The 21302-nt window shown below is 65.3% G+C and carries 20 protein-coding genes; 12 read left to right on the forward strand and 8 right to left on the reverse strand.

Features of this window, described 5'->3' with window-relative positions; translation table 11 throughout:
• The first annotated feature begins 62 nt into the window (after window positions 1-62).
• Both RT697_RS14660 and rplQ read left to right on the forward strand, forming a co-directional pair.
• Window positions 63-1049 carry a DNA-directed RNA polymerase subunit alpha gene (locus tag RT697_RS14660; RefSeq protein ID WP_008169002.1) on the forward strand — a complete coding sequence of 329 codons (987 nt, stop codon included), beginning with the start codon at window positions 63-65 and terminating at the stop codon, window positions 1047-1049.
• A gap of 186 nt (window positions 1050-1235) precedes the next feature.
• Window positions 1236-1628, forward strand: a complete 393-nt coding sequence (gene rplQ, locus RT697_RS14665) for a 50S ribosomal protein L17 (RefSeq protein WP_006389635.1) — start codon at window positions 1236-1238, stop codon at window positions 1626-1628.
• 106 nt (window positions 1629-1734) lie between these two features.
• Here rplQ and RT697_RS14670 read toward each other — a convergent pair whose 3' ends face one another.
• Window positions 1735-2199, reverse strand: coding sequence for an HIT family protein (locus tag RT697_RS14670; RefSeq protein ID WP_313699783.1), 465 nt, complete (start codon window positions 2197-2199; stop codon window positions 1735-1737).
• Between the two features lie 122 nt (window positions 2200-2321).
• Between RT697_RS14670 and cutA the strand changes: the two genes are divergently transcribed.
• The 3 genes from cutA to RT697_RS14685 all read left to right on the forward strand — a co-directional run bounded on the left by cutA (window position 2322) and on the right by RT697_RS14685 (window position 5652).
• Window positions 2322-2669, forward strand: a complete 348-nt coding sequence (gene cutA, locus RT697_RS14675; protein ID WP_313699784.1) for a divalent-cation tolerance protein CutA — start codon at window positions 2322-2324, stop codon at window positions 2667-2669.
• On the forward strand, window positions 2669-4564 hold the full coding sequence (gene dsbD, locus RT697_RS14680; protein WP_409517440.1) for a protein-disulfide reductase DsbD: 1896 nt from the start codon (window positions 2669-2671) through the stop codon (window positions 4562-4564). The genes cutA and dsbD overlap by 1 nt, the downstream gene beginning before the upstream one ends.
• Window positions 4565-4770: 206 nt before the next feature.
• The gene (locus tag RT697_RS14685) at window positions 4771-5652 is read left to right on the forward strand and encodes a DMT family transporter (RefSeq protein WP_313699804.1); all 882 of its coding nucleotides are present in this window, start codon (window positions 4771-4773) and stop codon (window positions 5650-5652) included.
• Between the two features lie 73 nt (window positions 5653-5725).
• Here the strand turns inward: RT697_RS14685 and hemB are convergent, their stop codons facing one another.
• Together hemB and yihA are read right to left on the reverse strand one after the other, a co-directional pair.
• A complete protein-coding gene (hemB, locus tag RT697_RS14690) occupies window positions 5726-6742 on the reverse strand; it encodes a porphobilinogen synthase (RefSeq protein ID WP_313699786.1) in 1017 nt (338 codons plus the stop codon).
• Window positions 6739-7362 (reverse strand): ribosome biogenesis GTP-binding protein YihA/YsxC, encoded by a 624-nt coding sequence (gene yihA, locus RT697_RS14695; RefSeq protein ID WP_056571052.1) that lies wholly within the window; start codon window positions 7360-7362, stop codon window positions 6739-6741. The genes hemB and yihA overlap by 4 nt, the downstream gene beginning before the upstream one ends.
• A 264-nt stretch (window positions 7363-7626) precedes the next feature.
• Here yihA and RT697_RS14700 point away from each other — a divergent pair, with 264 nt between their 5' ends.
• The 3 genes from RT697_RS14700 to ccsB all read left to right on the forward strand — a co-directional run bounded on the left by RT697_RS14700 (window position 7627) and on the right by ccsB (window position 11884).
• Window positions 7627-8328, forward strand: a complete 702-nt coding sequence (locus RT697_RS14700; RefSeq protein WP_312431025.1) for a c-type cytochrome — start codon at window positions 7627-7629, stop codon at window positions 8326-8328.
• 119 nt (window positions 8329-8447) lie between these two features.
• Window positions 8448-10529 carry a cytochrome c biogenesis protein ResB gene (locus tag RT697_RS14705; RefSeq protein WP_313699788.1) on the forward strand — a complete coding sequence of 694 codons (2082 nt, stop codon included), beginning with the start codon at window positions 8448-8450 and terminating at the stop codon, window positions 10527-10529.
• Window positions 10530-10537: 8 nt separating this feature from the next.
• Window positions 10538-11884 (forward strand): c-type cytochrome biogenesis protein CcsB, encoded by a 1347-nt coding sequence (ccsB, locus tag RT697_RS14710; RefSeq protein ID WP_313699790.1) that lies wholly within the window; start codon window positions 10538-10540, stop codon window positions 11882-11884.
• Between the two features lie 70 nt (window positions 11885-11954).
• On the opposite strand, the gene lysA is transcribed toward ccsB, so the two are convergent.
• Together lysA and lptM are read right to left on the reverse strand one after the other, a co-directional pair.
• A complete protein-coding gene (lysA, locus tag RT697_RS14715) occupies window positions 11955-13247 on the reverse strand; it encodes a diaminopimelate decarboxylase (protein WP_313699792.1) in 1293 nt (430 codons plus the stop codon).
• Window positions 13244-13408, reverse strand: coding sequence for an LPS translocon maturation chaperone LptM (lptM, locus tag RT697_RS14720; protein ID WP_313699793.1), 165 nt, complete (start codon window positions 13406-13408; stop codon window positions 13244-13246). The genes lysA and lptM overlap by 4 nt, the downstream gene beginning before the upstream one ends.
• A 55-nt stretch (window positions 13409-13463) precedes the next feature.
• On the opposite strand from lptM, the gene cyaY reads away from it, so the two are divergent.
• On the forward strand, window positions 13464-13793 hold the full coding sequence (gene cyaY / locus RT697_RS14725; protein ID WP_175124771.1) for an iron donor protein CyaY: 330 nt from the start codon (window positions 13464-13466) through the stop codon (window positions 13791-13793).
• Window positions 13794-13828: 35 nt separating this feature from the next.
• Here the strand turns inward: cyaY and RT697_RS14730 are convergent, their stop codons facing one another.
• Window positions 13829-16276 carry a PBP1A family penicillin-binding protein gene (locus RT697_RS14730; protein ID WP_313699795.1) on the reverse strand — a complete coding sequence of 816 codons (2448 nt, stop codon included), beginning with the start codon at window positions 16274-16276 and terminating at the stop codon, window positions 13829-13831.
• Window positions 16277-16390: 114 nt separating this feature from the next.
• Between RT697_RS14730 and RT697_RS14735 the strand changes: the two genes are divergently transcribed.
• From RT697_RS14735 to RT697_RS14745, 3 genes are read left to right on the forward strand one after another with little or no spacing between them, the layout of a single operon-like run.
• Window positions 16391-17032: a shikimate kinase gene (locus RT697_RS14735; protein ID WP_056571064.1), complete on the forward strand. Its 642-nt coding sequence runs from the start codon at window positions 16391-16393 to the stop codon at window positions 17030-17032.
• Window positions 17029-18105 (forward strand): 3-dehydroquinate synthase, encoded by a 1077-nt coding sequence (gene aroB, locus RT697_RS14740; RefSeq protein ID WP_313699797.1) that lies wholly within the window; start codon window positions 17029-17031, stop codon window positions 18103-18105. The genes RT697_RS14735 and aroB overlap by 4 nt, the downstream gene beginning before the upstream one ends.
• A 24-nt stretch (window positions 18106-18129) precedes the next feature.
• On the forward strand, window positions 18130-19257 hold the full coding sequence (locus RT697_RS14745) for a deoxyguanosinetriphosphate triphosphohydrolase (RefSeq protein ID WP_313699798.1): 1128 nt from the start codon (window positions 18130-18132) through the stop codon (window positions 19255-19257).
• A gap of 30 nt (window positions 19258-19287) precedes the next feature.
• Here RT697_RS14745 and RT697_RS14750 read toward each other — a convergent pair whose 3' ends face one another.
• A complete protein-coding gene (locus RT697_RS14750) occupies window positions 19288-19950 on the reverse strand; it encodes a glutathione S-transferase family protein (RefSeq protein WP_313699800.1) in 663 nt (220 codons plus the stop codon).
• A gap of 32 nt (window positions 19951-19982) precedes the next feature.
• Window positions 19983-21302, reverse strand: a 1320-nt coding sequence (gene uvrA / locus RT697_RS14755) for an excinuclease ABC subunit UvrA (RefSeq protein WP_313699802.1), incomplete at its 5' end; no start/stop codon positions are given.

Consider the following 21302-nt stretch of genomic DNA (forward strand, 5'->3'; position numbering starts at 1 on the left):
TCACCCTGTCCATCAGCCTTATCGGTGTAACGAGCCGAGGGTATTGAAAAGGAACACAGTAAATGTCCACTCAAGGTTTCCTGAAGCCGCGCTCCATTGAAGTCGAACCGGTCGGCACGCACCATGCCAAGATCGTGATGGAGCCGTTCGAGCGTGGCTACGGTCACACGCTGGGCAACGCCCTGCGCCGCATCCTGCTGTCTTCGATGACCGGCTACGCGCCGACCGAAGTCCAGATGACGGGCGTGGTGCACGAATATTCGACCATCCCGGGCGTTCGCGAAGATGTCGTCGACATCCTGCTGAACCTGAAGGGCGTGGTCTTCAAGCTGCACAACCGCGACGAAGTGACGCTGGTTCTGCGCAAGTCCGGCGCCGGCACCGTGCTGGCCAGCGACATCGAGCTGCCGCACGACGTCGAGATCATCAACCCCGGCCACGCCATCTGCAACCTGACGGAAGCGGGCAAGCTGGAAATGCAGATCAAGGTCGAGAAGGGCCGCGGCTACGTGCCGGGCAACGTGCGCGCGCTGTCGGAAGACCGCACCCACACCATCGGCCGCATCGTTCTGGACGCCTCGTTCAGCCCGGTCCGCCGCGTGAGCTACGCCGTTGAAAGCGCCCGCGTTGAACAACGCACCGACCTGGACAAGCTGGTCCTGGACATCGAAACCAACGGCGTGATCTCGCCCGAGGAAGCGGTGCGCCAGTCGGCCCGCATCCTGATGGACCAGATCTCGGTCTTCGCCGCCCTGGAAGGCGCCGGCGATTCGTACGAAGCCCCGGTCCGCGGCACGCCGCAGATCGACCCGGTGCTGCTGCGTCCGGTCGACGACCTGGAGCTGACGGTGCGTTCGGCCAACTGCCTGAAGGCCGAAAACATCTACTACATCGGCGACCTGATCCAGCGTACCGAAAACGAGCTGCTCAAGACCCCGAACCTGGGTCGCAAGTCGCTCAACGAGATCAAGGAAGTCCTGGCTGCACGTGGCCTGACCCTCGGCATGAAGCTCGAGAACTGGCCGCCCCTGGGCCTGGAGCGTCCGTAAGTCTTGAAAGGGTGCCACCTCTGAAAAGGGGTGTCTCCCGCAGCGCCCGGCCTCACCGCCGGGCGATTTGCGAAATCGTCGTAAAATGCCCCGTTTTCTACCGGACCGCAGCCTGATTGCAGGCTGATAGAAGAGCCGGCAACCCGATGGCGGAAACGCCTTCTTTAGATTCAAAGGAAACTTATCATGCGTCACGGTAATGGCTTGCGTAAGCTCAACCGCACCAGCAGTCACCGTCTTGCCATGTTCCGCAACATGGCCGTTTCGTTGATCACCCACGAAGCCATCAAGACCACGCTGCCGAAGGCGAAAGAATTGCGCCGCGTCATCGAACCCCTGATCACGCTGGGCAAGGAGCCCACGCTCGCGAACAAGCGTCTGGCTTTTGCCCGTCTGCGCGATCGCGATGCGGTTGTGAAGCTGTTTGCCGAAATCGGCCCGCGCTACGCGGCCCGTAACGGCGGCTACACCCGCGTGCTGAAGATGGGCTTCCGTCAAGGCGACAACGCTCCCATGGCTTTCATGGAACTGGTTGACCGTCCGGAAGTCGATGAAGCCGCTGAGGACAGCGCCGAGTAATTTCGGCAGCTAGATAAGCGACAAGGGCGGGTCTTCGGACCCGCCCTTGTTTTTTTGGGTAGCACGATCGGGCGCTGCGATTTGCGCTGGGACCTGGATGTACCGATCAGGCGTTGTCCGCATCCTCGCGTTCGCGCCCGCCGCGCAACTGCCCCCTTAGCTCCGCCGCCGTGGCCGCCAGCGCCTCCTGGGGCGGCTGAGACGGCATCCTGAAAGTCAGATCCTGCTGCTCGATGTACTGCGTGGACGTCACGTCCTGCGGGTGATGCATCGGAATGACATGGGCATGCGCGTGCGCGACGTGGATTCCCGTGAACGCGAACCCCACGCGTTCGACGCCGTACAGGCGTTTCATCTGGCGGCCGAGGCGCTGGCCCAGATTGACGATGCTTGCGGCCAGGTCGGCCGGCATGTCTTCGTAATAGGGATAGTGCTGCTTGGGAATGATGAGCGTATGCCCGGGGCGCACGGGCTGGATGTCGAGGAAAGCCAGCAGGCGGTCGTCTTCGTGGACGACGTGCGCAGGAATCTCGTGACGGGCGATGCGGCAGAACAGGCAGTTGTCGGACATGCTTGCCTCGGCGTGTAAGAGGGCGGCGCGGCGGCCTGGCGCGCGGCGGTTCCGGGAAGGTGGCCGCAATACCGATAAAATACCTCGAGTTACATCCCACGCGGGTATCCCAAGGAGGCTCCATGTTGCGCGATGACGACGTCGTGCTGGTCATCAGCAATGCGCCGGACCTGTTGCTGGCCAAGCGCATTGCGCACGTGCTCGTCGAAGACGGACTGGCCGCGTGCGTGAACCTCGGCGCGCCCGGGCTGTCCATCTACCTGTGGAACGGAGAGGTCGAAGGGACGGAAGAAATCCCCATCCAGATCAAGACGACCTACGCGCGGCATACCGCCGTCGTGCAGGCCCTGTCGAAAATGCATCCCTACGACGTTCCCGAGATCATCGTGCTGCCGGTCATCGCCGGCGCGGCGCCATACCTGGACTGGGTGCGCGAGCAGACGGCCATTACGCAGAACAAGAGAAACTGATGTTGCAACTTGCCGGTACGGTCGGCGCGCGCGGGCGCGCCGAGAGCGCGACCTCCCCCTTTGTCAGGCACTGCCTGATGCTGCTGGCGCTGGCCATTCTGCTGTTCGGATGGCAGGCTGCCGCGCGCGCGGAGACCGAATTCCTGGAGCCTGAAAAGGCGTTCGTGTTCAGCGCCAACATGGCGTCCGCGGACACGCTGGAGCTGCACTACAAGGTCGCGCCCGGCTATTACATGTACCGCGAGCGCTTCGCCATTGCCATCAGCCCCGCCGACGCCACCACGCTGGGCGAGCCCGTGTATCCGAAGGGCGAGGTCAAGTACGACCCGACCTTTGAAAAGGACATGGAGGTCTTCCATAAGGACGTGACGATCCGCGTCCCGGTTGGAACCGGCGCGCAGCCGTTCACGCTGACGCTGACCGGCCAGGGCTGTGCGGATGCCGGGCTTTGTTATCCGCCGATGGACAGCACCGTGAAGCTCACGCCCGCGGCAGGCGGATACGCCGTCGCAGGCGCGGGGCTGGGCGCGGCGTCCATGGCGCAAGCGGCGCCGGGCGGTTTGTCCGCACTGGTCACTGCCGGGGACACGGGCCTGGCCGACGCGCTGGGTGGCCTGGGATGGATCAAGACGGCGGGCGTGTTTCTGGTGCTGGGATTGTTGCTGGCCTTCACGCCGTGCGTGCTGCCCATGATTCCGATCCTGTCGTCCATCGTGCTGGGCGGCGCCCAGCAGGAACGGCCGAGCCGCGGACGCGGATTGGCGCTGGCCGCCACCTACGTGCTGGGCATGTCGGTGGTGTACACCGCGCTGGGCGTGGCTGCCGGCCTGAGCGGCGCGGGGCTTGCCGCCTGGCTGCAGACGCCGTGGATCCTGACTCTCTTTGCGATCCTGCTGACCGTGCTGGCGCTGGCGATGTTCGATGTCTTCACGTTCCAGATGCCGTCGGGTGTTCAGGCGATGCTGTCCGAGCGCTCGTCGCGCGTGCCGGGCGGACGCTACACCGGCGCGCTGGTCATGGGCGCCTTGTCGGCCCTGATCGTCGGCCCGTGCGTGGCCGCGCCGCTGGCCGGCGCCTTGCTTTATATCTCGCAGACCGGCGACGTGGTCCTGGGCGGATCGGCGCTGTTCGCGATGGCGTGGGGAATGGGCGTGCCGCTGTTGATCGTCGGCGCTTCGTCGTCCGCCTTGCTGCCCAAAGCCGGGCCGTGGATGGATGGCGTGAAGCGGTTGTTCGGCATGCTGCTGCTGGCGACCGCGTGGTGGATGCTGATTCCCGTTGTGCCCACGTGGGTCCAGATGACGGGCTGGGCGTTCCTGGCCGTCGTGTCGGCCGTGATGCTGCGCGCTTTTGACGGCCTGCCGCAAGGCGCGGGCGCCGGGCGCATGTTCGGCAAGGGCCTGGGCTTGTTGCTCGCCCTGGCGGCCGCGGCGTGGCTCGTAGGTGCGGCCAGCGGCGGCCGGGATGTCCTGCAGCCGCTGTCGCACCTGGCCGCGCGGGGCGATGCGCCGGCTGCCGGCGGCGCCGCCGCGGGCGAGGTCCATTTCACGCGTGTGCGCAGCAATGCCGAACTGGACGCGCTGCTGGCGCAGAGCTCCCGGCCCGTGATGCTGGACTTCTATGCGGACTGGTGCGTGTCGTGCCGCGAGATGGAGCGCTTCACCTTCACGGACCCGGGTGTCGCGCAGCGCATGGCGGGCATGGTGCTGGTGCAGGCGGATGTGACGGCGAACAATGCTGACGACCGCGCGCTGCTCAAGCGCTTCCGGCTGTTCGGACCGCCCGGCATCATGTTCTTCGAGCCGGGCGGCAAGGAAATCGCGGATGCGCGCGTGGTGGGCTTTCAGGACGCAAAGCGCTTCACGGAATCGCTGGACCGCGTGCTCGTGCGTTGAGGGACGGGCGGGCTGGCGGCAGGGCAGGCGCTCAACGTCTGATGCGCGCAACGCGGCGATGCTTGCGTTGAATCAAGAAAGGGCGCGATATACCATGATCGCTTCGCCGCGCGCGCGGCGCATCCCACTCCCTCCAGGCCGGCGCCGTGACGTCCTCCACCGTTGATGCAAGTCAGGACCGGAACGGTCTGATTTACCTTCAATTGATGTTCGTCATGGCCACGTGGGGCCTGAACATCGTCTCCATCAAGTATCTGACGCAGCACATGGACATCCAGGCGCTCGCCGCCGTTCGGATCGTCATCGCGTTCATCACCGTCACGCTCATCATCAAGGCGCGCGGCAGCCGTATTCCCAAGTTGGGTGGCGCGCAGCTTGGCTGGGTGGCGCTTGCCGGGTTTCTGGTGGTGTATGCGCATCAGGTGGCGCTGGTGTCGGGCTTGCGGGTGTCGTCGGCGGCCAACGGCACGCTGATCATGGCCACCAGCCCGTTGCTGTCCGCCTTTCTGGCCGCCATCTTCTACCGCGAAAAGCTTACGGCGACCCGCATTGCCGGCGCGCTGCTCGGCCTCTTGGGCGTCGGCATGGTGGTGGTGGGCAGCGGCGCGCAGCTCGGGCTGACCGGCTGGGGTGACGCGGTGGTTTTCGTGGCCGTGCTGGTGTTCGTGTTTGGCGGCCTCGTCATCCAACGGATGTCGCGCATGATGGATCCACTGGGAATGCTCTGGTACATGTACCTGGCCGGCGGCGTGATGCTGGTGGGACATGCCGCGCTGACGCCTTCCTCGTATCACGCGGAGACGTGGCAGATGGCGTGGTGGCCGTGGGCGGTGCTGATGTTTTCGGCGGTGATCGCGTCCGGTGTCAGCAACATCGTGTGGAACGCGGGCATCGCGCGGTTGGGGATCAGCCGCGCCGCGCTGTTCGTGAACTGGCTGCCGATCTTCGGATTGCTGTTCGCGGCCCTGTTCCTGGACGAGCACGTCACGTTGACGCATGTCGTCGGTCTGGGCTGCGTGCTGGGCGGAACGTGGCTGGGACTGCGCCGCGGCGCGCAGCCGGCGCGGGCTGCCGCCGCAAAGGCTTGATGGCCGGGGATTGCTTGCAGTTAGCGGGCAATGCGGGGCGCAGACGGCCGGAACCGCCGCGCCCGTGGTCTTCTCAACGCTGGTTTTTCAGCAGCTTTGCCGCTTCGATGGCGAAGTACGTCAGGATGCCGTCGGCGCCGGCGCGCTTGAAGGCCAGCAGCGCTTCCATCATGACCTTGTCGTGGTCGAGCCAGCCATTGGCGGCGGCGGCCTTGATCATCGCGTATTCGCCGCTGACCTGGTAGGCGAAGGTCGGCACGCGGAACGTGTCCTTGACCCGGCGCAGCACGTCCAGATAAGGCATGCCCGGCTTGACCATGACCATGTCGGCGCCTTCCTGCAGGTCGCCGGCCACTTCGCGCAGCGCCTCGTCGATGTTGCCCGGATCCATCTGGTAGGCCATCTTGTTGGACTTGCCCAGATTGGTGGCCGAGCCCACGGCATCGCGGAACGGACCGTAAAACGCGCTGGCGTACTTGGCCGAATACGCCATGATGCGCGTGTGGATGTGGCCGTTGGCTTCGAGCGCGCGGCGCACCGCGCCGATGCGGCCGTCCATCATGTCGCTGGGGGCGACCATGTCGACGCCGGCTTCGGCCTGCGTGAGGGCCTGCTTGACCAGGATCTCGACGGTGGGTTCGTTGACCACGTAGCCGTCGGCGTCGATGACGCCATCCTGGCCGTGGCTGGTGTACGGGTCCAATGCCACATCGCACAGCACGCCCAGGTCCGGGAAACGCGACTTCAGCTCGCGGACCACGCGCGGAATCAGGCCGTCGGGATTGGTGGCTTCGATGCCGTCGGGTGTCTTCAGCGACGGGTCGATGGCGGGAAAGAGCGACAGCACGGGGATGCCCAGCGCGACGCATTCCTCGGCCACCGGCAGCAGCGTGTCCAGCGAATAGCGGACCACGCCGGGCAAGGACGCCACGGCCTGCCGCAGGCCGGAGCCTTCGGCAACGAAGACGGGGTAGATCAGGTCATTGACCGTCAGTGCGTTCTCGCGCACCAGACGGCGGGTGAAGTCGTCGCGGCGCAGGCGGCGAGGGCGGGAAACCGGAAACTCAGGGGTGATGATCTGCGGGTTCATGGTACGACCTTGGGGGAAATCCAATTTTCGATGTGGGCGCCGGCTTCTTCCAGGCCGATGCGCTCGGGCGCCGAGAAGGGAATCGTGTGCAGTGCGCCGATGTCGGCCAGGTCCTTGCGGACCGAGAACACGGTGCGCATGCGCTGTCCGTACGGCAGCTTGTCGGCCTTGGTCAGCAGCGCCAGCACGGGGCGGCCGGTGGGGGCGATGAAGTTCGCCAGGCGCCGGTCCAGTTCGGTCACACCGCGGCGGATGTCGATGAGCAACACGATGCCGACGAGCGATTCACGGTCGCGCAGGTAGCCGCCCAGGATGTCCGCCCACTTTTCCTTTTCGTTGCGGGCCACGGACGCGTAGCCGTAGCCGGGCAGGTCGACCAGATAGCCGATGTGGGCCTCCGGGTCCAGCGGGTCCGGCAGGCCGAACATGTTGATCAGGCGCGTGCGGCCCGGCGTCTTGCTGGAGAACGCAAGACGGCGCTGGTTGCACAGCACGTTGATGGATGTGGACTTGCCGGCGTTTGAGCGGCCGACAAAGCAGACCTCGGGAGCGCCGGCGGGCGGCAACTGGTCGAGGCGAGCCGCGGAAGTGAGGAAGGAGGCGCGATGTAGGAGGGACACGGATGGCTTTCGATACGGTTGGTTTCGAGCCCTATTGTATAATCCGGCGTTTGCTACAGTGGTCCCCGTGCGCGGAGCCGTCTTTTTTGCTTACTGTTTAGCTGCCATCCAGCCAATGAATGTCCCTTTCGGGCAGCGCTGACGCAGCATCGCAGCAAGATCGCAAGCAGGACAAGCAAAACAGGTTCGTTACGGTTTTACTGCGAGTGCGGGCAGGCGTGGGCGCCTTTTTGCGCCTTGATCGATGTGATCGTCGAGGTCTTCATGAAGCGTGTGCTGTCCCGGATGTTGGTTGCGAGCGGGCTGTTGCTCGGCGCCTCCGCCCTCTCTGCTACGAGTTTCGCCGCCAATGGCGCTGCGGGCCCGGCCAAACCAGATGCCGCCAAGGGCGGCCAGCTGTTTGACCAGGGCGACGCGGCCCGCGGCATCATTGCCTGTGCCTCCTGTCACGGCGCGGCGGGTAACAGCACCATTCCGGTGAACCCGAACCTGGCCGCGCAGCCGCACGAATACCTGGCCAAGCAGCTTGCCGACTTCAAGGTGAAGGAAGGCGCCAAAGCTCCCCTTCGCAATGGCCCGGGCGGCAATCCCAGCCCCATGACCGTCATGGTGCAGAACCTGACGCCGGCCGACATGCAGAACATTGCGCTGTACCTGGCAACGCAGCCGCTCAAAGAGCCCGCCACGGCTGGCCATGAGAACTTGGTTGAGCTAGGTCAAAAGATCTGGCGTGGCGGTTTGCCTGACCGCAACGTCCCGGCTTGTGCGGCATGCCATTCTGCCAATGGCGCCGGGATTCCCGGTCAATACCCCCGTCTGTCGGGCCAGTTCCCCGTCTACATCGAAGAGCAACTGAAGCTTTTCCGTAGCGGCGACCGCAAGAACGACGTCATGCATGCCATCGCGGACCGCATGTCGGATGCCGACATCAAGGCGGTGTCGGATTACGCGGCCGGCCTTCGGTAATCGATCGGCCGCAACGTGCGCGGCCGGTCCGCGTTGATGCAACTTGAGCGTGCCGGAACCTCGTTCCGTCACGCACTGTCTATGAGGGGGGTAGCCGATTGCGCGGCCCCCCTTTTTTCATGAATTCGACTCGAACCCACTCCCGCCCCTCTTTGCGCAGCCTGCCAGGCGATCTCTTTGAACTTCTGGGTTCGATGCGTTTTGCCGTCAGCCTGCTGATGTTCATCTGCGTGGCCAGCCTGGTGGGGACGGTGCTGCAGCAGAACCGCTCGTCCAATAACTACATCGACCAGTTCGGCCCGTTCTGGTTTGAAGTGTTCGACAAGTTCTCCATCTGGCACGTCTACAACAGCTGGTGGTTCCTGCTGATCATGGGCTTTCTGGTCGTGTCGACCTCGGTGTGCCTGATCCGCAACGCACCCAAGATGCTGCGCGACGCCCGTTCGTTCCGCGAGCACGTGCGCGAAGGCAGCCTGCGCGCATTCCCCCATCGCGTGGAAACCAACGAGCCCACCGGCGTGCCGCAGACCGTGACCGGCCTGAAGGCGCTGCTGGGCCGCATGGGGTATGCGGTGCGTGTGCGCGAAGACCAGGACGGCGTCCTGCTGGCGGCCAAGAAGGGCAGCGCAAACCGCCTGGGTTATGTGTTCGCCCACGCGGCCATGGTCATCATCTGTATCGGCGGCCTGCTCGACAGCGAGTTGCCGGTGCGCCTGCAGGTCATGTTCGGCGGCAAGCAGCCCATCGTCGAGAACATGCTGATTTCCGAAGTGCCGGAAAGCGGGCGCCTGTCGGTCAACAATCCGAGCTTTCGCGCCAGCGTCCTCGTGCCCGAGGGCGGTCAGGCCAGCACGGCCGTCGTGATGGTGGGCGACGGCGCGCTGGTGCAGCCGATGCCCTTCACGCTCAAGCTCAAGAAATTCGTCGTCGACTATTACTCCACCGGCATGCCCAGCCGCTTCGCCAGCGAAGTCGAGGTCACGGACCCGGACACCGGCAAGACCTTCGATTCGACCATCGAGGTGAACGAGCCGCTGCGCTTCAAGGGCATGACGGTCTATCAGTCCAGCTTTGACGATGGCGGCAGCACAGTCGCGCTCAAGGGCTATCCGCTGGTGGGCGCCAACGACGCCACCTTCTCGGTCGATGGCACGGTCGGCAAGACCAGCGAACTTACCGCCCAGACGGCCAAGGGTCCGCGCAGCATGGGCATCGAGATCACGGCCATGCGTCCGATCAACGTCGAGGACCTGACCCGCGGCGACCCAAAGGGCGCCAACCAGAGCTTTGCGGAACACGTGGCATCGGTTGCCGGCAGCGCGGCCGGCAAAAAGAACGAGAACCTGCGCAACGTCGGGCCCAGCGTCGAGTACAAGCTGATCGACGATGCGGGCCAGGCGCACGAATTCCAGAACTACATGCTGCCGGTCGAGCTGGACGGCGCGGCCGTGTTCTTGGCCGGCGTGCGCAACAACGCGGCCGAGCCGTTCCGCTATCTGCGCATTCCGGCCGACGACGACAGCACCATCGCTGAATTCATGCGCCTGCGCGCCACCCTGGCGGACCCGGCCGCGCGCAAGGAAGCCGCCCGCCGCTTTGCCGAGCGCAACAGCCCGTCGGGAGCGGATCGCCAGCCTTTGGAGACTGCGGCTGAGCGCGCGCTGGACACGTTTGCCTCTGGTGGCCTGCAGGCCGTTGCGGCTTTCCTGCAAGCCAATACGCCCGCCCCGGATCTCGAGCGCGCGGCAGATGTCGTGATCCGCCTGATCGGCGCCAGCATGAATGAATTGCGCGCCATCGCGCGCGAACGCGCCGGTCAATCGCCCGTGCCCGTCGAAGGCCAGGAGGGCGAACGCGCGGCGGTGTGGTCGCGCCTTGCCGTGGCTGCGCTGTCCGATCTGACCGTCTATCCCGCGCCAGTCTTCCTGTCGCTGGCCGATTTCAATCACGTGCAGGCCAGCGTGTTCCAGGTCAGCCGCACGCCGGGCAAGAACACCGTCTACCTGGGCAGCCTGCTGCTGGTGCTGGGCGTGTTCTCCATGTTCTATATCCGCGATCGTCGCGTCTGGATCTGGGTCAAGCCGCAAGGCGGCGGCAGCAGCGTCCTGGCGGCCATGACGTCACAGAAGCGTACACTTGACTTCAATCAAGAGTTCGAACGCTTCAAGCAGGCGCTGCTGCGCCAGAAAAAAGGGTCCTAAGGTTATTTATGTCCACGACGACCACCACGCAACCCCCGTCGCCTGAATCGCTCTGGCAGGACGCCTTGTCCGAAACCGGCGACGACCGTGCGCAGCGCGGCAAGCCCGACTGGACCGACATCGTCTTCTTCCTGCTGCTCGCGGTGGGCGCGGGATTCGCGCTGACCCGCTACGGGCACGCGATGGACTATTACGAAAAGATCATCCTGTGCGGCACGGTGCCGGCAGTGGCGTGGCTGGGCTGGCTGTGGCGGCCGCTGCGCCGGTTGATGATCGCCTGTGCGATCTCGGCGGGCCTGGCGTTGATGCTCTACGGCACCGACCTCGCCCGCGCCGAGCAGGTGTTCTTCTTGAAGTATCTGTTTTCCTCGCAGTCCGCCATTCTCTGGATGAGCGCGCTGTTTGCGCTGTCGATGGTGTGCTACTGGATCGGCCTTTTCAGCCCGACGGCCGCCTGGCTGGGTACGGCGCTGAACTGGGGTGCGGTGTTTGCGGGCGTCACGGGTCTGCTCGTGCGCTGGCGCGAGGGCCATCTGATGGGTCCGGACCTGGGTCATATTCCGGTCAGCAACCTGTACGAAGTCTTCGTGCTGTTTTGCCTCATCACGGCGCTGTTCTATCTTTACTACGAACGCAAGTACGCCACGCGCGCGCTGGGCGGCTTCGTGATGCTGGTGGTGACCTCGGCCGTCGTGTTCCTGCTCTGGTATTCGTTCACGCGCGACGCGGGACAGATCCAGCCGCTGGTGCCCGCGCTCAAGAGCTGGTGGATGAAACTGCACGTGCCCGCCAATTTCATCGGCTACGGCACGTTCTCGCTGGCGGCGATGGTGGGCTTTGCGTATCTGGTCAAGCAGCACGGCCAGACCACGTCGTGGGCCAAGCTGGCGCCGCTTTTCATCCTGGGCGTGCTGCTGTGCGCCGAGCCGATGGTGTTCCGCACCGATGGCCTGTCGGCCACCTGGATGCTGTACTTCGGCGTGGGCGCGGTGATCGTGGGCGCCATTCTGCTGGGCCGCCGCCGCATCGCGGAAGCGCTGCCCTCGCTGGAAGTGCTGGACGACATCATGTATCGCGCCATCGCGATCGGGTTCGCCTTCTTCACGGTGGCCACCATTTTGGGGGCGCTGTGGGCGGCCGACGCGTGGGGCGCTTACTGGCAGTGGGACCCCAAGGAAACCTGGGCGCTGATCGTCTGGCTGAATTACGCGGCCTGGCTGCACATGCGGCTTATCAAGGGCCTGCGTGGCGCAATGGCCGCCTACTGGGCGCTGATAGGCCTGTTGATCACGGGGTTTGCGTTCCTGGGCGTGAACATGTTCCTGTCGGGTCTGCACTCGTACGGACAGCTTTAAGCCTGAGCGTCCCCGCAAATGAACGAAGGCCCCCGCATGCAGGGGCCTTTGTCTTTTGCGATGCGCGGATTCAGGGTAGCAGCGATTCGCCGCGAAGCTGGTCCGCCAGGGTTTCGCGCTGGCGCACGACATAGTATTGGTCGCCGTCGACCATGACCTCGGCCGGGCGGCCGCGCGAGTTGTAGTTGCTGGCCATGGTCATGCCGTAGGCGCCGGCCGATTCCACCGCCAGCACGTCGCCCTGGCGAATCGTGAGCAGGCGCTGCTTGGCGAGCCAGTCGGCGCTTTCGCACACGGGGCCGACAATGTCGTATTCGGCGGGGTCGCCAGCGCGCGGGTGCAGCGGCTGCACGCCATGGAACGCGTCATAGAGCGCCGGGCGCAGCAGGTCGTTCATGGCTGCGTCGACGATGGCGAAATTGCGGGCTTCGGCGTGCTTGATGTATTGGATGGTGGTGAGCAGCACACCGGCATTGCCGACGAGCGAGCGCCCCGGTTCCAGCACCAGTTGCAGATGGCCCTGTCCGCGCGCGTTCAACCGTTCGAACACCCGGTCCAGCAGGGCGCGAGGAGAAGGCGGCGTCTCGTCCAGGTAGCGGATGCCCAGCCCGCCGCCCAGATCCAGGTGTTCGATGTGGATGCCCGCCTGTTCCAGGCCTTCGATCAGGTCCAGCAGTTTTTCGAGCGCATCGAAGTAGGGACTGATGTCGGTGAGCTGCGAGCCGATGTGGCAGTCGACGCCGACGATCCGAAGACCGGGCAACGACTGCGCGGTGCGGTAGGCCTCTAGCGCATCGCCGATGGCGATGCCGAACTTGTTTTCTTTCAGGCCGGTCGAGATGTACGGGTGCGTGCGGGCGTCGACGTCCGGGTTCACGCGCAGCGACACGGGGGCGCGCAGGCCCATGTGCGCCGCGACGTCGGACAGGCGGTGCAGTTCGTCAACCGATTCGACGTTGAAGCACTTTACGCCGGCGTGCAGGGCATCGCGCATTTCCCAGGCTTGCTTGCCTACGCCCGAAAACACGATGCGGGAGGTATCGGCGCCCGCCGCAAGTGCGCGATGCAGTTCGCCACCCGACACGATGTCAAAACCGGCGCCCAACCGCGCGAACTCGCCCAGCACAGCCAGGTTGGAGTTGGCCTTCATGCCGTAGCAGACGAGCACCGGACGCGGTCCGATGGCGCTGCAATAGGATTGCCACGCGGCTTTCAGGGCCGCGCGGGAGTAGACGTAAAGGGGCGTTCCCAACCGTTCGGCCAGATGGTCAAGCGGCACATCTTCGGCGTACAACACATTATTGCGGTACTGGAAGTAGGGATGGCCGGCCAATTCTGGCGGGGTTGGGAACGGAGGCGTCATGGGAGGGCCGGGGCAGGAGGGATCTGCGTCGGCGGCGCGGTCTGCTGCGTGCTGGCCGGCGCCTTGCCTTCAGGGGGCGGCGGCATGTAGAGCGGCCCCTTGTACCCGCAGGCCGCCACGATGCCGGTCGCCATGAGCGTGGCTACAATGCGAAGAGCCATGCGGCTATATGCCAATTGGAACACTGGGAACTCCGTAATTCTTGCAGGCTCGATTATGACCGAAACCGAATTTCTTGCGTTGATCGACCAGGTGCTGGACAGCATCGAAAGCCAGGCCGATGACTGGGCGGCTTCGCTCGACGTCGATGTCGAAACCAGCCGCAGCGGCAATGTGTTGACCATGGTTTTCGAGGACAACACCCACGTCGTGGTGAACAGCCAGGCCGCCATGCAGGAGCTGTGGGTCGCCGCGCGCAGCGGCGGCTTCCACTACCGCTTTGATGGCCAGCACTGGAACGATACCCGGGGCGGACCGCAGCTGCCGGACGCCTTGTCCCAGATCTGCTCCGCTGCCGCCGGCGTCCCCGTGACGATCCGGTTGTAAAAAAAAGGCCGGCCCAATGGGCCGGCCTTTTTGCATCAGAAGGGAATCTTCTGCGACCACGGCGTGGTGGTTTGTGTCCCCACGCCGGGCGCGACCTTGATCCGGGTTTCTTCGCTGGAACCGCTGCTCAGGCCGTTCAGGAATTCACCCAGCGTGTCGGCCTCGGGCAGTCCAAGACGGGCCACGGCCTGTCCCGGCGGAAACTCCGAGAAGTAGAACTCGCCGTTTTCGACGAGCAGGCCGTCCGGACGCGGACGCTGCTTTTCTTCCGGCACGCCCTTCAACACGTTTTGCATGTAGTCCACCCAGATCGGCATGGCGACGCCTCCGCCGGTTTCGCGCGAACCCAGCGACTTGGGCTGGTCGAAGCCCAGCCAGGCAGTCGCCGCCAGCGTCGGCGTATAGCCCGAGAACCAGGCGTCCACGGATTCGTTGGTCGTGCCCGTCTTGCCGGCGATGTCGCCGCGCTTGAGCAGCGCGCGAGCGCGGGCCGCGGTGCCGTACGTGGTGACGCCGCGCAGGATGTCGTCCATGACCCACGCGGTGCGCGGGTCGATGGCGCGGGCCGCGGCGTCGCCAGCGACAACCGGCTTGGACTGCATGATGACCTTGCCGTTGCTGTCGGTGACGCGGTCGATGAGATAAGGCGTGACGCGGTAGCCGCCGTTGGCGAACACCGAGAAGGCGCCGGCCAGTTGCAGCGGCGTGACCGAACCGGCGCCCAGCGCCAGCGGCAGCACGGCAGGCTGGCGCGCCTTGTCAAAGCCGAAGCGGGTCAGGTAGTCCTGCGCGTACTGCGGGCCGATGGCCTGCAGGATGCGGATCGACACCATGTTCTTGGACTTGTACAGCCCCTGGCGCAGCGTCAGCATCGGCTCGTACTGATTGCCGTAGTTCTTGGGGTTCCAGGCCTTTGAGCCGGTTTGCGCGGCGGTCAGTTCGAACGGCTGGTCCGAGATCTGCGTGCCCGGCGTCAGGCCGCGTTCCAGCGAGGCGGCGTAGATGAAGGGCTTGATGTTCGAACCCGGCTGGCGCCATGCCTGCGTCACGCGGTTGAAGTTTCCGCGGTAGAAATCGAAGCCGCCGACCATCGCGCGGATGGCGCCGTCCTGCGGCGACAGCGCCACAAAAGCCGCCTGCACCGACGGCATGTTGATGATTTCCCAGTTGTCGCCGAACTTGCGGATGTAGACCACCGAGCCGCGCTTGATGCGCTGCTCGGGCTTGGCCTTGTCGTTCAGCGCGCGGGCCACCACGCCCAGCACCTTCTTGTCCGTGACGGTGATGACTTCGCGCGAGCTGCGCGCCAGCTTCACTTCGGTGGGGCTGGCCGACAGCACGACCGCGGTCAGCAGGTCGCCGCTGTCCGAAAACTTGTCGAACACGCCATCCAGGAATTCATCCAGCGCGGCGGGATTGTTCTCGGTGCCGGCGGGCAGGTCGAGCTGTTCTTCCGGGCCGGGGTAGGGCGCGCGGCGCGTGTATTCCAGCACGCCTTCGCGCACGGCGCGGTAGGCGGCTTCCTGGTCCTTGGACTGCACGGTCGTGTAGATGTTGATGCCGCGCGAATAGACGTTGTCCTGGTACACGTTGTAGAGCAGCTGGCGCGCCAGCTCGGCCACGTATTCGCCATGAATGGAGTAGCCGCCAGCCGGGGTGCCTTCGGCGGACTTCATGACGATGGGCTGGGCCATCGCCTGCTTGTATTCCGGTTCGGTCAGGTAGCCCAGCGAGTGCATGCGGCCCAGCACGTAGCGCTGGCGCAGTTCGGCGCGGGGGCGGTTGGCGATGGGGTTGAAGCGCGAGGGGGCCTTGGGAATGCCGGCCAGCATGGCGGCTTCGGCCGGCGTGACTTCGGACAGGGGCTTGCCGAAATACGTGCGCGAGGCGGCCGCGAAGCCGTAGGCGCGATGGCCCAGGTAGATCTGGTTCATGTAGAGCTCGAGGATCTGATCCTTGGTGAGCTCGGATTCAATCTTGAAGGTCAGCAGCAGTTCGTAGAACTTGCGCGAATAGGTCTTTTCGGACGACAGGTAGAAGTTGCGCGCGACCTGCATCGTGATCGTGCTGGCGCCCTGCGTCTTGGACATGCTGATCAGGTTGGTCAGGCCGGCCCGCACCACGCCCATCCAGTCGATGCCGCCGTGCTGGTAGAAGCGATCGTCCTCGGCCGCCAGGACCGCCGATTTCATGACGTCCGGAATTTCGTTGAAGCGCAGCACGTTGCGGCGTTCTTCGCCGAACTCGCCGATCAGGACGCGGTCTGCGGTGTACACGCGCAGCGGCACCCGCGGGCGGTAGTCCGTCATGGCGTTCAGGTCGGGCAGGTTTGGCCACGCGAGCGCCAGCGCCATGCCCGCGAGCAGGACGCCGCACAGGAACAGGCCGGCGAAAAGGATGCCGGTTTTAACGAAGAACCGCAGTATCGGGGAGCCGCTGCTGGCGGGCTTGTCTTTCTTGGAGGAATTCTGGGGCTTGCTCATCGCGGCGATTTTACGGGTATCTCCGGACCCGCCTTATGGCGGGGGATCGGTTTCTGTAACAAAATAGTTCAGTGTGGTGCGCGGGCAACTGGCGGCAAATGTGATAATGCCGCCATGAACTTTGCCGCTAACTCATGTCCGGAGGCAGCCCCGGACCCGGAGCGCTCCGACGCAGCGCCTGAAAGCCAGCCCTGCGCCGTCGAGTGCACGGGCAAGACCGTGTCGTTGCCGCACGACCTGCCGGTATTCTTGGTCGGAATGATGGGCGCGGGCAAGACAACCATAGGCCGTAGCCTGGCGCGTGCGCTGGGTCGCGACTTTATGGATCTGGATCATGAGCTCGAGGCGCGTTGCGGCGTGCGGGTGCCGGTAATCTTCGAAATCGAGGGCGAAGCCGGTTTTCGTCGCCGAGAGTCCGCCGCACTGGAAGAGTGTACCCAACGGCGCAACATAATTCTTGCCACGGGCGGCGGCGCCATCCTGGCCGCCGAAAACCGGCAACTGTTGCACGAGCGCGGCATTGTCGTCTATCTGCGCGCCAGCGTGGACGAATTGTTCCGCCGGACCTGCCGCGACCGCAACCGGCCCCTCCTGGCCACCGCCGACCCACGTGGCACGCTCCGCGACCTCATGACCCGGCGCGAGCCCCTCTACAAGGAAGTCGCCGACCTGGTGGTGGAAACGGGGTCCATGCCCATCCACACCCTGGTCAAGGCGCTGCTGCCGCAACTGCAAGCTTTCGAGAAGCGCATATGAACGTTGTTGATGTCGAAACCCCGGGCGGAAGCTATCCGATCCACATCGGGCCCGGCCGCCTGGATTCCCTGGATCAGTGCATCCCCGCGGATGCCACCGCGATTGCCGTGGTCACCAATCCGACCGTGGCTGCCCTGTACGCGGAGCGGGCCGAAGCCGCGCTGGCGCGCACGGGCAAGCGGGTGCTGCGCATCGAGCTGCCCGACGGCGAGGTCTACAAGGACTGGCAATCGCTCAACCTGATCTTCGACGCGCTGCTGGGCAATCGCCTGGACCGGCGCTGCGTCCTGGTGGCGTTGGGCGGCGGCGTCATCGGCGACATGACGGGCTTTGCCGCGGCGGTCTACATGCGCGGCGTGCGTTTCCTGCAGGTGCCCACGACGCTGCTGGCGCAGGTCGACTCGTCGGTGGGCGGCAAGACGGCCGTGAACCACCCGCTGGGCAAGAACATGGTCGGCGCCTTCTACCAGCCGATTGCGGTCGAGATAGATACCGACGTGCTGGGCACCCTGCCGGCGCGCGAGGTCTCGGCGGGCCTGGCCGAGGTCATCAAGTACGGCCTCATTCTGGACCCGGAATTCTGGCGCTGGTGCGAAGACAACGCGCAAAAACTGCGCGCGCTCGACGCCGACGCCGTCACCTATGCGATCCGCCGCTCGTGCGAGCTGAAGGCGCAGGTGGTGGGCAAGGACGAGCGGGAATCCGGACTGCGCGCCATCCTGAACCTGGGCCACACGTTTGGCCACGCCATTGAATCGGGCCTGGGCTATGGCGCCTGGCTGCACGGCGAAGCCGTCGGCTGCGGCATGGTGCAGGCGGCCGAGCTGTCGGCCGACGTGGCGGGCTTTGATCGCGCCGACGTCGAACGCGTGCGCGCGCTGGTGCAAGCCATCGGCTGCCCGGTCGTGGCGCCCGATCTGGGCGCCGACCGCTGGCTGGATCTGATGCAGGTCGACAAAAAGACCGAAGGCGGCTCGATCCGCTACGTGCTCATGACACGCATCGGTGAAGCCATGATGCGGCCGGCCCCCGACGATGCGGTGCGCGCCGTGCTGGCCCGAACCACCCAGTAAACGCAGTCAAGGACGGTGTTGCAGATGAATGAACTGGCTTCCTATGCTTCTCACCCGTCCCGATCGCGCGGCCGGACGCATGACGAGCCGCCGCCGGAGAACCGCACGGAATTCCAGCGGGATCGCGATCGCATCGTTCATTCCAGCGCGTTCCGGCGGCTGGAGTACAAGACGCAGGTCTTCGTCAACCATGAGGGTGACCTGTTCCGAACACGTCTCACGCACAGCCTGGAAGTGGCCCAGATCGCGCGCACGCTGGCGCGCAGCATGGGACTGTCCGAAGACCTGACCGAAGCCATCTCGCTGGCGCATGACCTGGGGCATACGCCCTTCGGCCATGCCGGCCAGGACGAGCTGAACGCCTGCATGCGCGAGCTGGCGCCGGAGGCGGGCGGCTTTGAGCACAACCTGCAAAGCCTGCGCGTGGTGGACGAGCTTGAAGAGCGCTACGCCGACTTCAATGGCCTGAACCTGTGCTTCGAGACGCGCGAGGGCATTCTCAAGCATTGTTCGGTGGCCCACGCACGGATGCTGGGGGATGTCGGCGAACGGTTCCTCAACCGCACACAGCCGTCGCTGGAGGCGCAGCTTGCCAACCTGGCTGACGAGATCGCCTACAACAATCACGACATCGACGACGGCCTGCGTTCCGGGTTGATCACGCTGGATCAGCTGAAGGAAGTGTCGATCTTCGAGCGCCACCATGCGTACGTGGTGGACCGCTATCCCGGTCTGGCGCCGCGGCGCGCGGTCGCTGAAACGATACGCCGCATGATCAATACGCTGATCGTCGACCTGACCCACACGTCGCTTGCGCGCATCCGCGACGCGGCGCCGGCCAGCGCGGACGACGTGCGACGCTCGCCGCCGCTGGCGGGGTTTTCCGACGAAATCCGCCGCGAAGCCGACACGCTGAAGAAATTTCTGTTCGACAACCTGTACCGCCACTATCGCGTGCTGCGCATGACGCGCAAGGCGCGGGGCATCGTGCGCGAGCTGTTTGCGGCGTTCCTGGACGATCCGCGTCTGCTGCCGCCCGATTACCGCCGCGCGCAGTTCAACGAACAGGCGCGCGCCATTTCCGACTACATCGCCGGCATGACCGACCGCTACGCGATCCGCGAACACAAGCGGCTGTTCGACATGGCGTAGCAGCCGCCGATGTTCTTGGGCGGGTAACCGTCAGCGCTGCTTGCGGTAGGGCTCGTCGGCCTCGACGAAGGTTGCTTCGGCCAGCGCGTCCCGCGTCCATTCCTGCATAGCTGGCAGCGCCAGCACGGCGTCCATGTAGTCGCGCACCGGACCTTCCGCAGCGATGTCGTAGGTCTTGAAACGCGAGACCACCGGCGCAAAGAAGGCGTCGGCAATCGAGAACCCGCCAAACAGGAACGGGCCGCCCTGGCCGAACTGCGCACGCGTTTCCCGCCAGATGGCTTGCACGCGCGCGACGTCCGCGAGCGCCGCTTCGGGGAAGTCGATGCCGGGCAAATCGGCTTCGACATTCATCGGCATGGCTTGGCGCAGGGCGCCGAATCCGCTGTGCATCTGCGCGGCCAGCGAGCGCGCCCGCGCGCGGGCCTTCGCGTCTTTCGGCCACAGGGCGGCCTCCGGGTGATGCTCAGCGGCATACTCGCAAATGGCCAGCGAATCCCACACGGCAAAATCGCCGTCCAGCAGCACAGGCACCAGGCCGGCGGGCGACACGGCGGCCAGGCGCGTTGAAAACGCCTCGGTGAACAGGCCGACCTTCTGCTCCGTGAACGCGACGCCCGCGGCGCGCAGCGCGATCCACGGACGCATGGACCAGGACGAGTAGTTCTTGTTGCCGATGATCAGGGTGTACATGCTGGCTTTCCCATTGGATGGAGTGGGGGTGTTCAGTCGCCCGGCCTGCGGCGCAAAAGCTTGCCCAGATACTGGCCGGTGTGGCTGGCCTCTGTTGCCGCCACGATTTCCGGCGTGCCTTGCGCCACGACCCTGCCGCCGCCGTCGCCGCCTTCGGGACCCATGTCGATAAGCCAGTCGGCCGTCTTGATGACGTCCAGGTTGTGCTCGATGATGAGCACCGTGTTGCCGGCGTCCACCAGCTGATTGAGCACCTGCAGCAGCAGTTCGATGTCGCGGAAATGCAGGCCCGTCGTCGGCTCGTCCAGGATGTACAGCGTGCGGCCGGTACTGCGGCGCGATAGCTCTTGCGAGAGCTTCACGCGCTGCGCCTCGCCGCCGGACAGGGTGGTCGCGCTTTGCCCCAGGCGGATGTAAGACAGACCCACGTCGATCAGCGTATGCAGCTTGCGCGAGATGGCTGGCACGGACTCGAAGTATTCGAGCGCCTGCTCGACGGTCAGGTCCAGCACCTCGCTGATGTTGCGGCCGCGGTAGCGGATCTCGAGGGTTTCCCGGTTGTAGCGCTTGCCGTGACAGACGTCGCAAGGCACGTACATATCCGGCAGGAAGTGCATCTCGACCTTGACCACGCCGTCGCCCTGGCAGGCTTCGCAGCGGCCGCCCTTCACGTTGAAGCTGAACCGTCCCGGGTCGTAGCCGCGCGTGCGCGCTTCCGGCACGCCGGCGAAGAGTTCGCGGATGGGCGTGAACAGTCCCGTGTACGTGGCGGGATTGCTGCGCGGCGTGCGCCCGATGGGGCTTTGGTCCACGCTGATGATCTTGTCGAAGTTCTCCAGCCCCTGCATCGACACGTAGGGGGCGGGCTCGCTCTGCGCGTGATGCAGCTGGCGCGATACGGCCACCGCCAGCGTGTCGTTGATGAGCGTGGACTTGCCCGAACCGGACACGCCGGTCACGCAGACGAGCCGGCCGGCGGGCACGTGCAGGTCGACGTTCTTGAGGTTGTTGCCGGTGGCGCCGGTGAGCGTCAGCCAAGGCAGCTCGTCGTCGACGGGGCGGCGCTTGGGGATGGCGATGGCGCGGGCGCCGCTCAGGTACTGGCCGGTCAGCGAATTGGGATCGCGCTGCACGGTCTCGGGGTCGCCCTGGGCGACGACTTCGCCGCCGTGCTCGCCGGCGCCAGGGCCCATGTCCACAACCCAATCGGCCATGCGGATCATGTCCTCGTCGTGCTCGACGACGATGACGCTGTTGCCGAGATCGCGCAGGTGCTGCAGCGTGCCGATCAGGCGGTCGTTGTCGCGCTGGTGCAGGCCGATGGAGGGCTCGTCCAGCACGTACATCACGCC

The sequence above is a fragment of the Achromobacter sp. genome (assembly GCF_032113835.1).
Classification (GTDB): Bacteria; Pseudomonadota; Gammaproteobacteria; order Burkholderiales; family Burkholderiaceae_B; genus Achromobacter.

What these genes read in the sequence shown, in the direction of transcription:
- rplQ (WP_006389635.1), top strand. Translation starts at nt 1,236, where the DNA reads ATGCGTCACGGTAATGGCTTGCGTAAGCTCAACCGCACCAGCAGTCAC.
- RT697_RS14745 (WP_313699798.1), top strand. Translation starts at nt 18,130, where the DNA reads ATGAATGAACTGGCTTCCTATGCTTCTCACCCGTCCCGATCGCGCGGC.
- ccsB (WP_313699790.1), top strand. Translation starts at nt 10,538, where the DNA reads ATGTCCACGACGACCACCACGCAACCCCCGTCGCCTGAATCGCTCTGG.
- aroB (WP_313699797.1), top strand. Translation starts at nt 17,029, where the DNA reads ATGAACGTTGTTGATGTCGAAACCCCGGGCGGAAGCTATCCGATCCAC.
- cyaY (WP_175124771.1), top strand. Translation starts at nt 13,464, where the DNA reads ATGACCGAAACCGAATTTCTTGCGTTGATCGACCAGGTGCTGGACAGC.
- RT697_RS14750 (WP_313699800.1), bottom strand. Translation starts at nt 19,950, where the DNA reads ATGTACACCCTGATCATCGGCAACAAGAACTACTCGTCCTGGTCCATG.
- lysA (WP_313699792.1), bottom strand. Translation starts at nt 13,247, where the DNA reads ATGACGCCTCCGTTCCCAACCCCGCCAGAATTGGCCGGCCATCCCTAC.
- hemB (WP_313699786.1), bottom strand. Translation starts at nt 6,742, where the DNA reads ATGAACCCGCAGATCATCACCCCTGAGTTTCCGGTTTCCCGCCCTCGC.
- RT697_RS14660 (WP_008169002.1), top strand. Translation starts at nt 63, where the DNA reads ATGTCCACTCAAGGTTTCCTGAAGCCGCGCTCCATTGAAGTCGAACCG.
- RT697_RS14670 (WP_313699783.1), bottom strand. Translation starts at nt 2,199, where the DNA reads ATGTCCGACAACTGCCTGTTCTGCCGCATCGCCCGTCACGAGATTCCT.
- dsbD (WP_409517440.1), top strand. Translation starts at nt 2,669, where the DNA reads ATGTTGCAACTTGCCGGTACGGTCGGCGCGCGCGGGCGCGCCGAGAGC.
- RT697_RS14685 (WP_313699804.1), top strand. Translation starts at nt 4,771, where the DNA reads ATGTTCGTCATGGCCACGTGGGGCCTGAACATCGTCTCCATCAAGTAT.
- RT697_RS14705 (WP_313699788.1), top strand. Translation starts at nt 8,448, where the DNA reads ATGAATTCGACTCGAACCCACTCCCGCCCCTCTTTGCGCAGCCTGCCA.
- cutA (WP_313699784.1), top strand. Translation starts at nt 2,322, where the DNA reads ATGTTGCGCGATGACGACGTCGTGCTGGTCATCAGCAATGCGCCGGAC.
- RT697_RS14735 (WP_056571064.1), top strand. Translation starts at nt 16,391, where the DNA reads ATGAACTTTGCCGCTAACTCATGTCCGGAGGCAGCCCCGGACCCGGAG.
- RT697_RS14700 (WP_312431025.1), top strand. Translation starts at nt 7,627, where the DNA reads ATGAAGCGTGTGCTGTCCCGGATGTTGGTTGCGAGCGGGCTGTTGCTC.
- RT697_RS14730 (WP_313699795.1), bottom strand. Translation starts at nt 16,276, where the DNA reads ATGAGCAAGCCCCAGAATTCCTCCAAGAAAGACAAGCCCGCCAGCAGC.
- lptM (WP_313699793.1), bottom strand. Translation starts at nt 13,408, where the DNA reads ATGGCTCTTCGCATTGTAGCCACGCTCATGGCGACCGGCATCGTGGCG.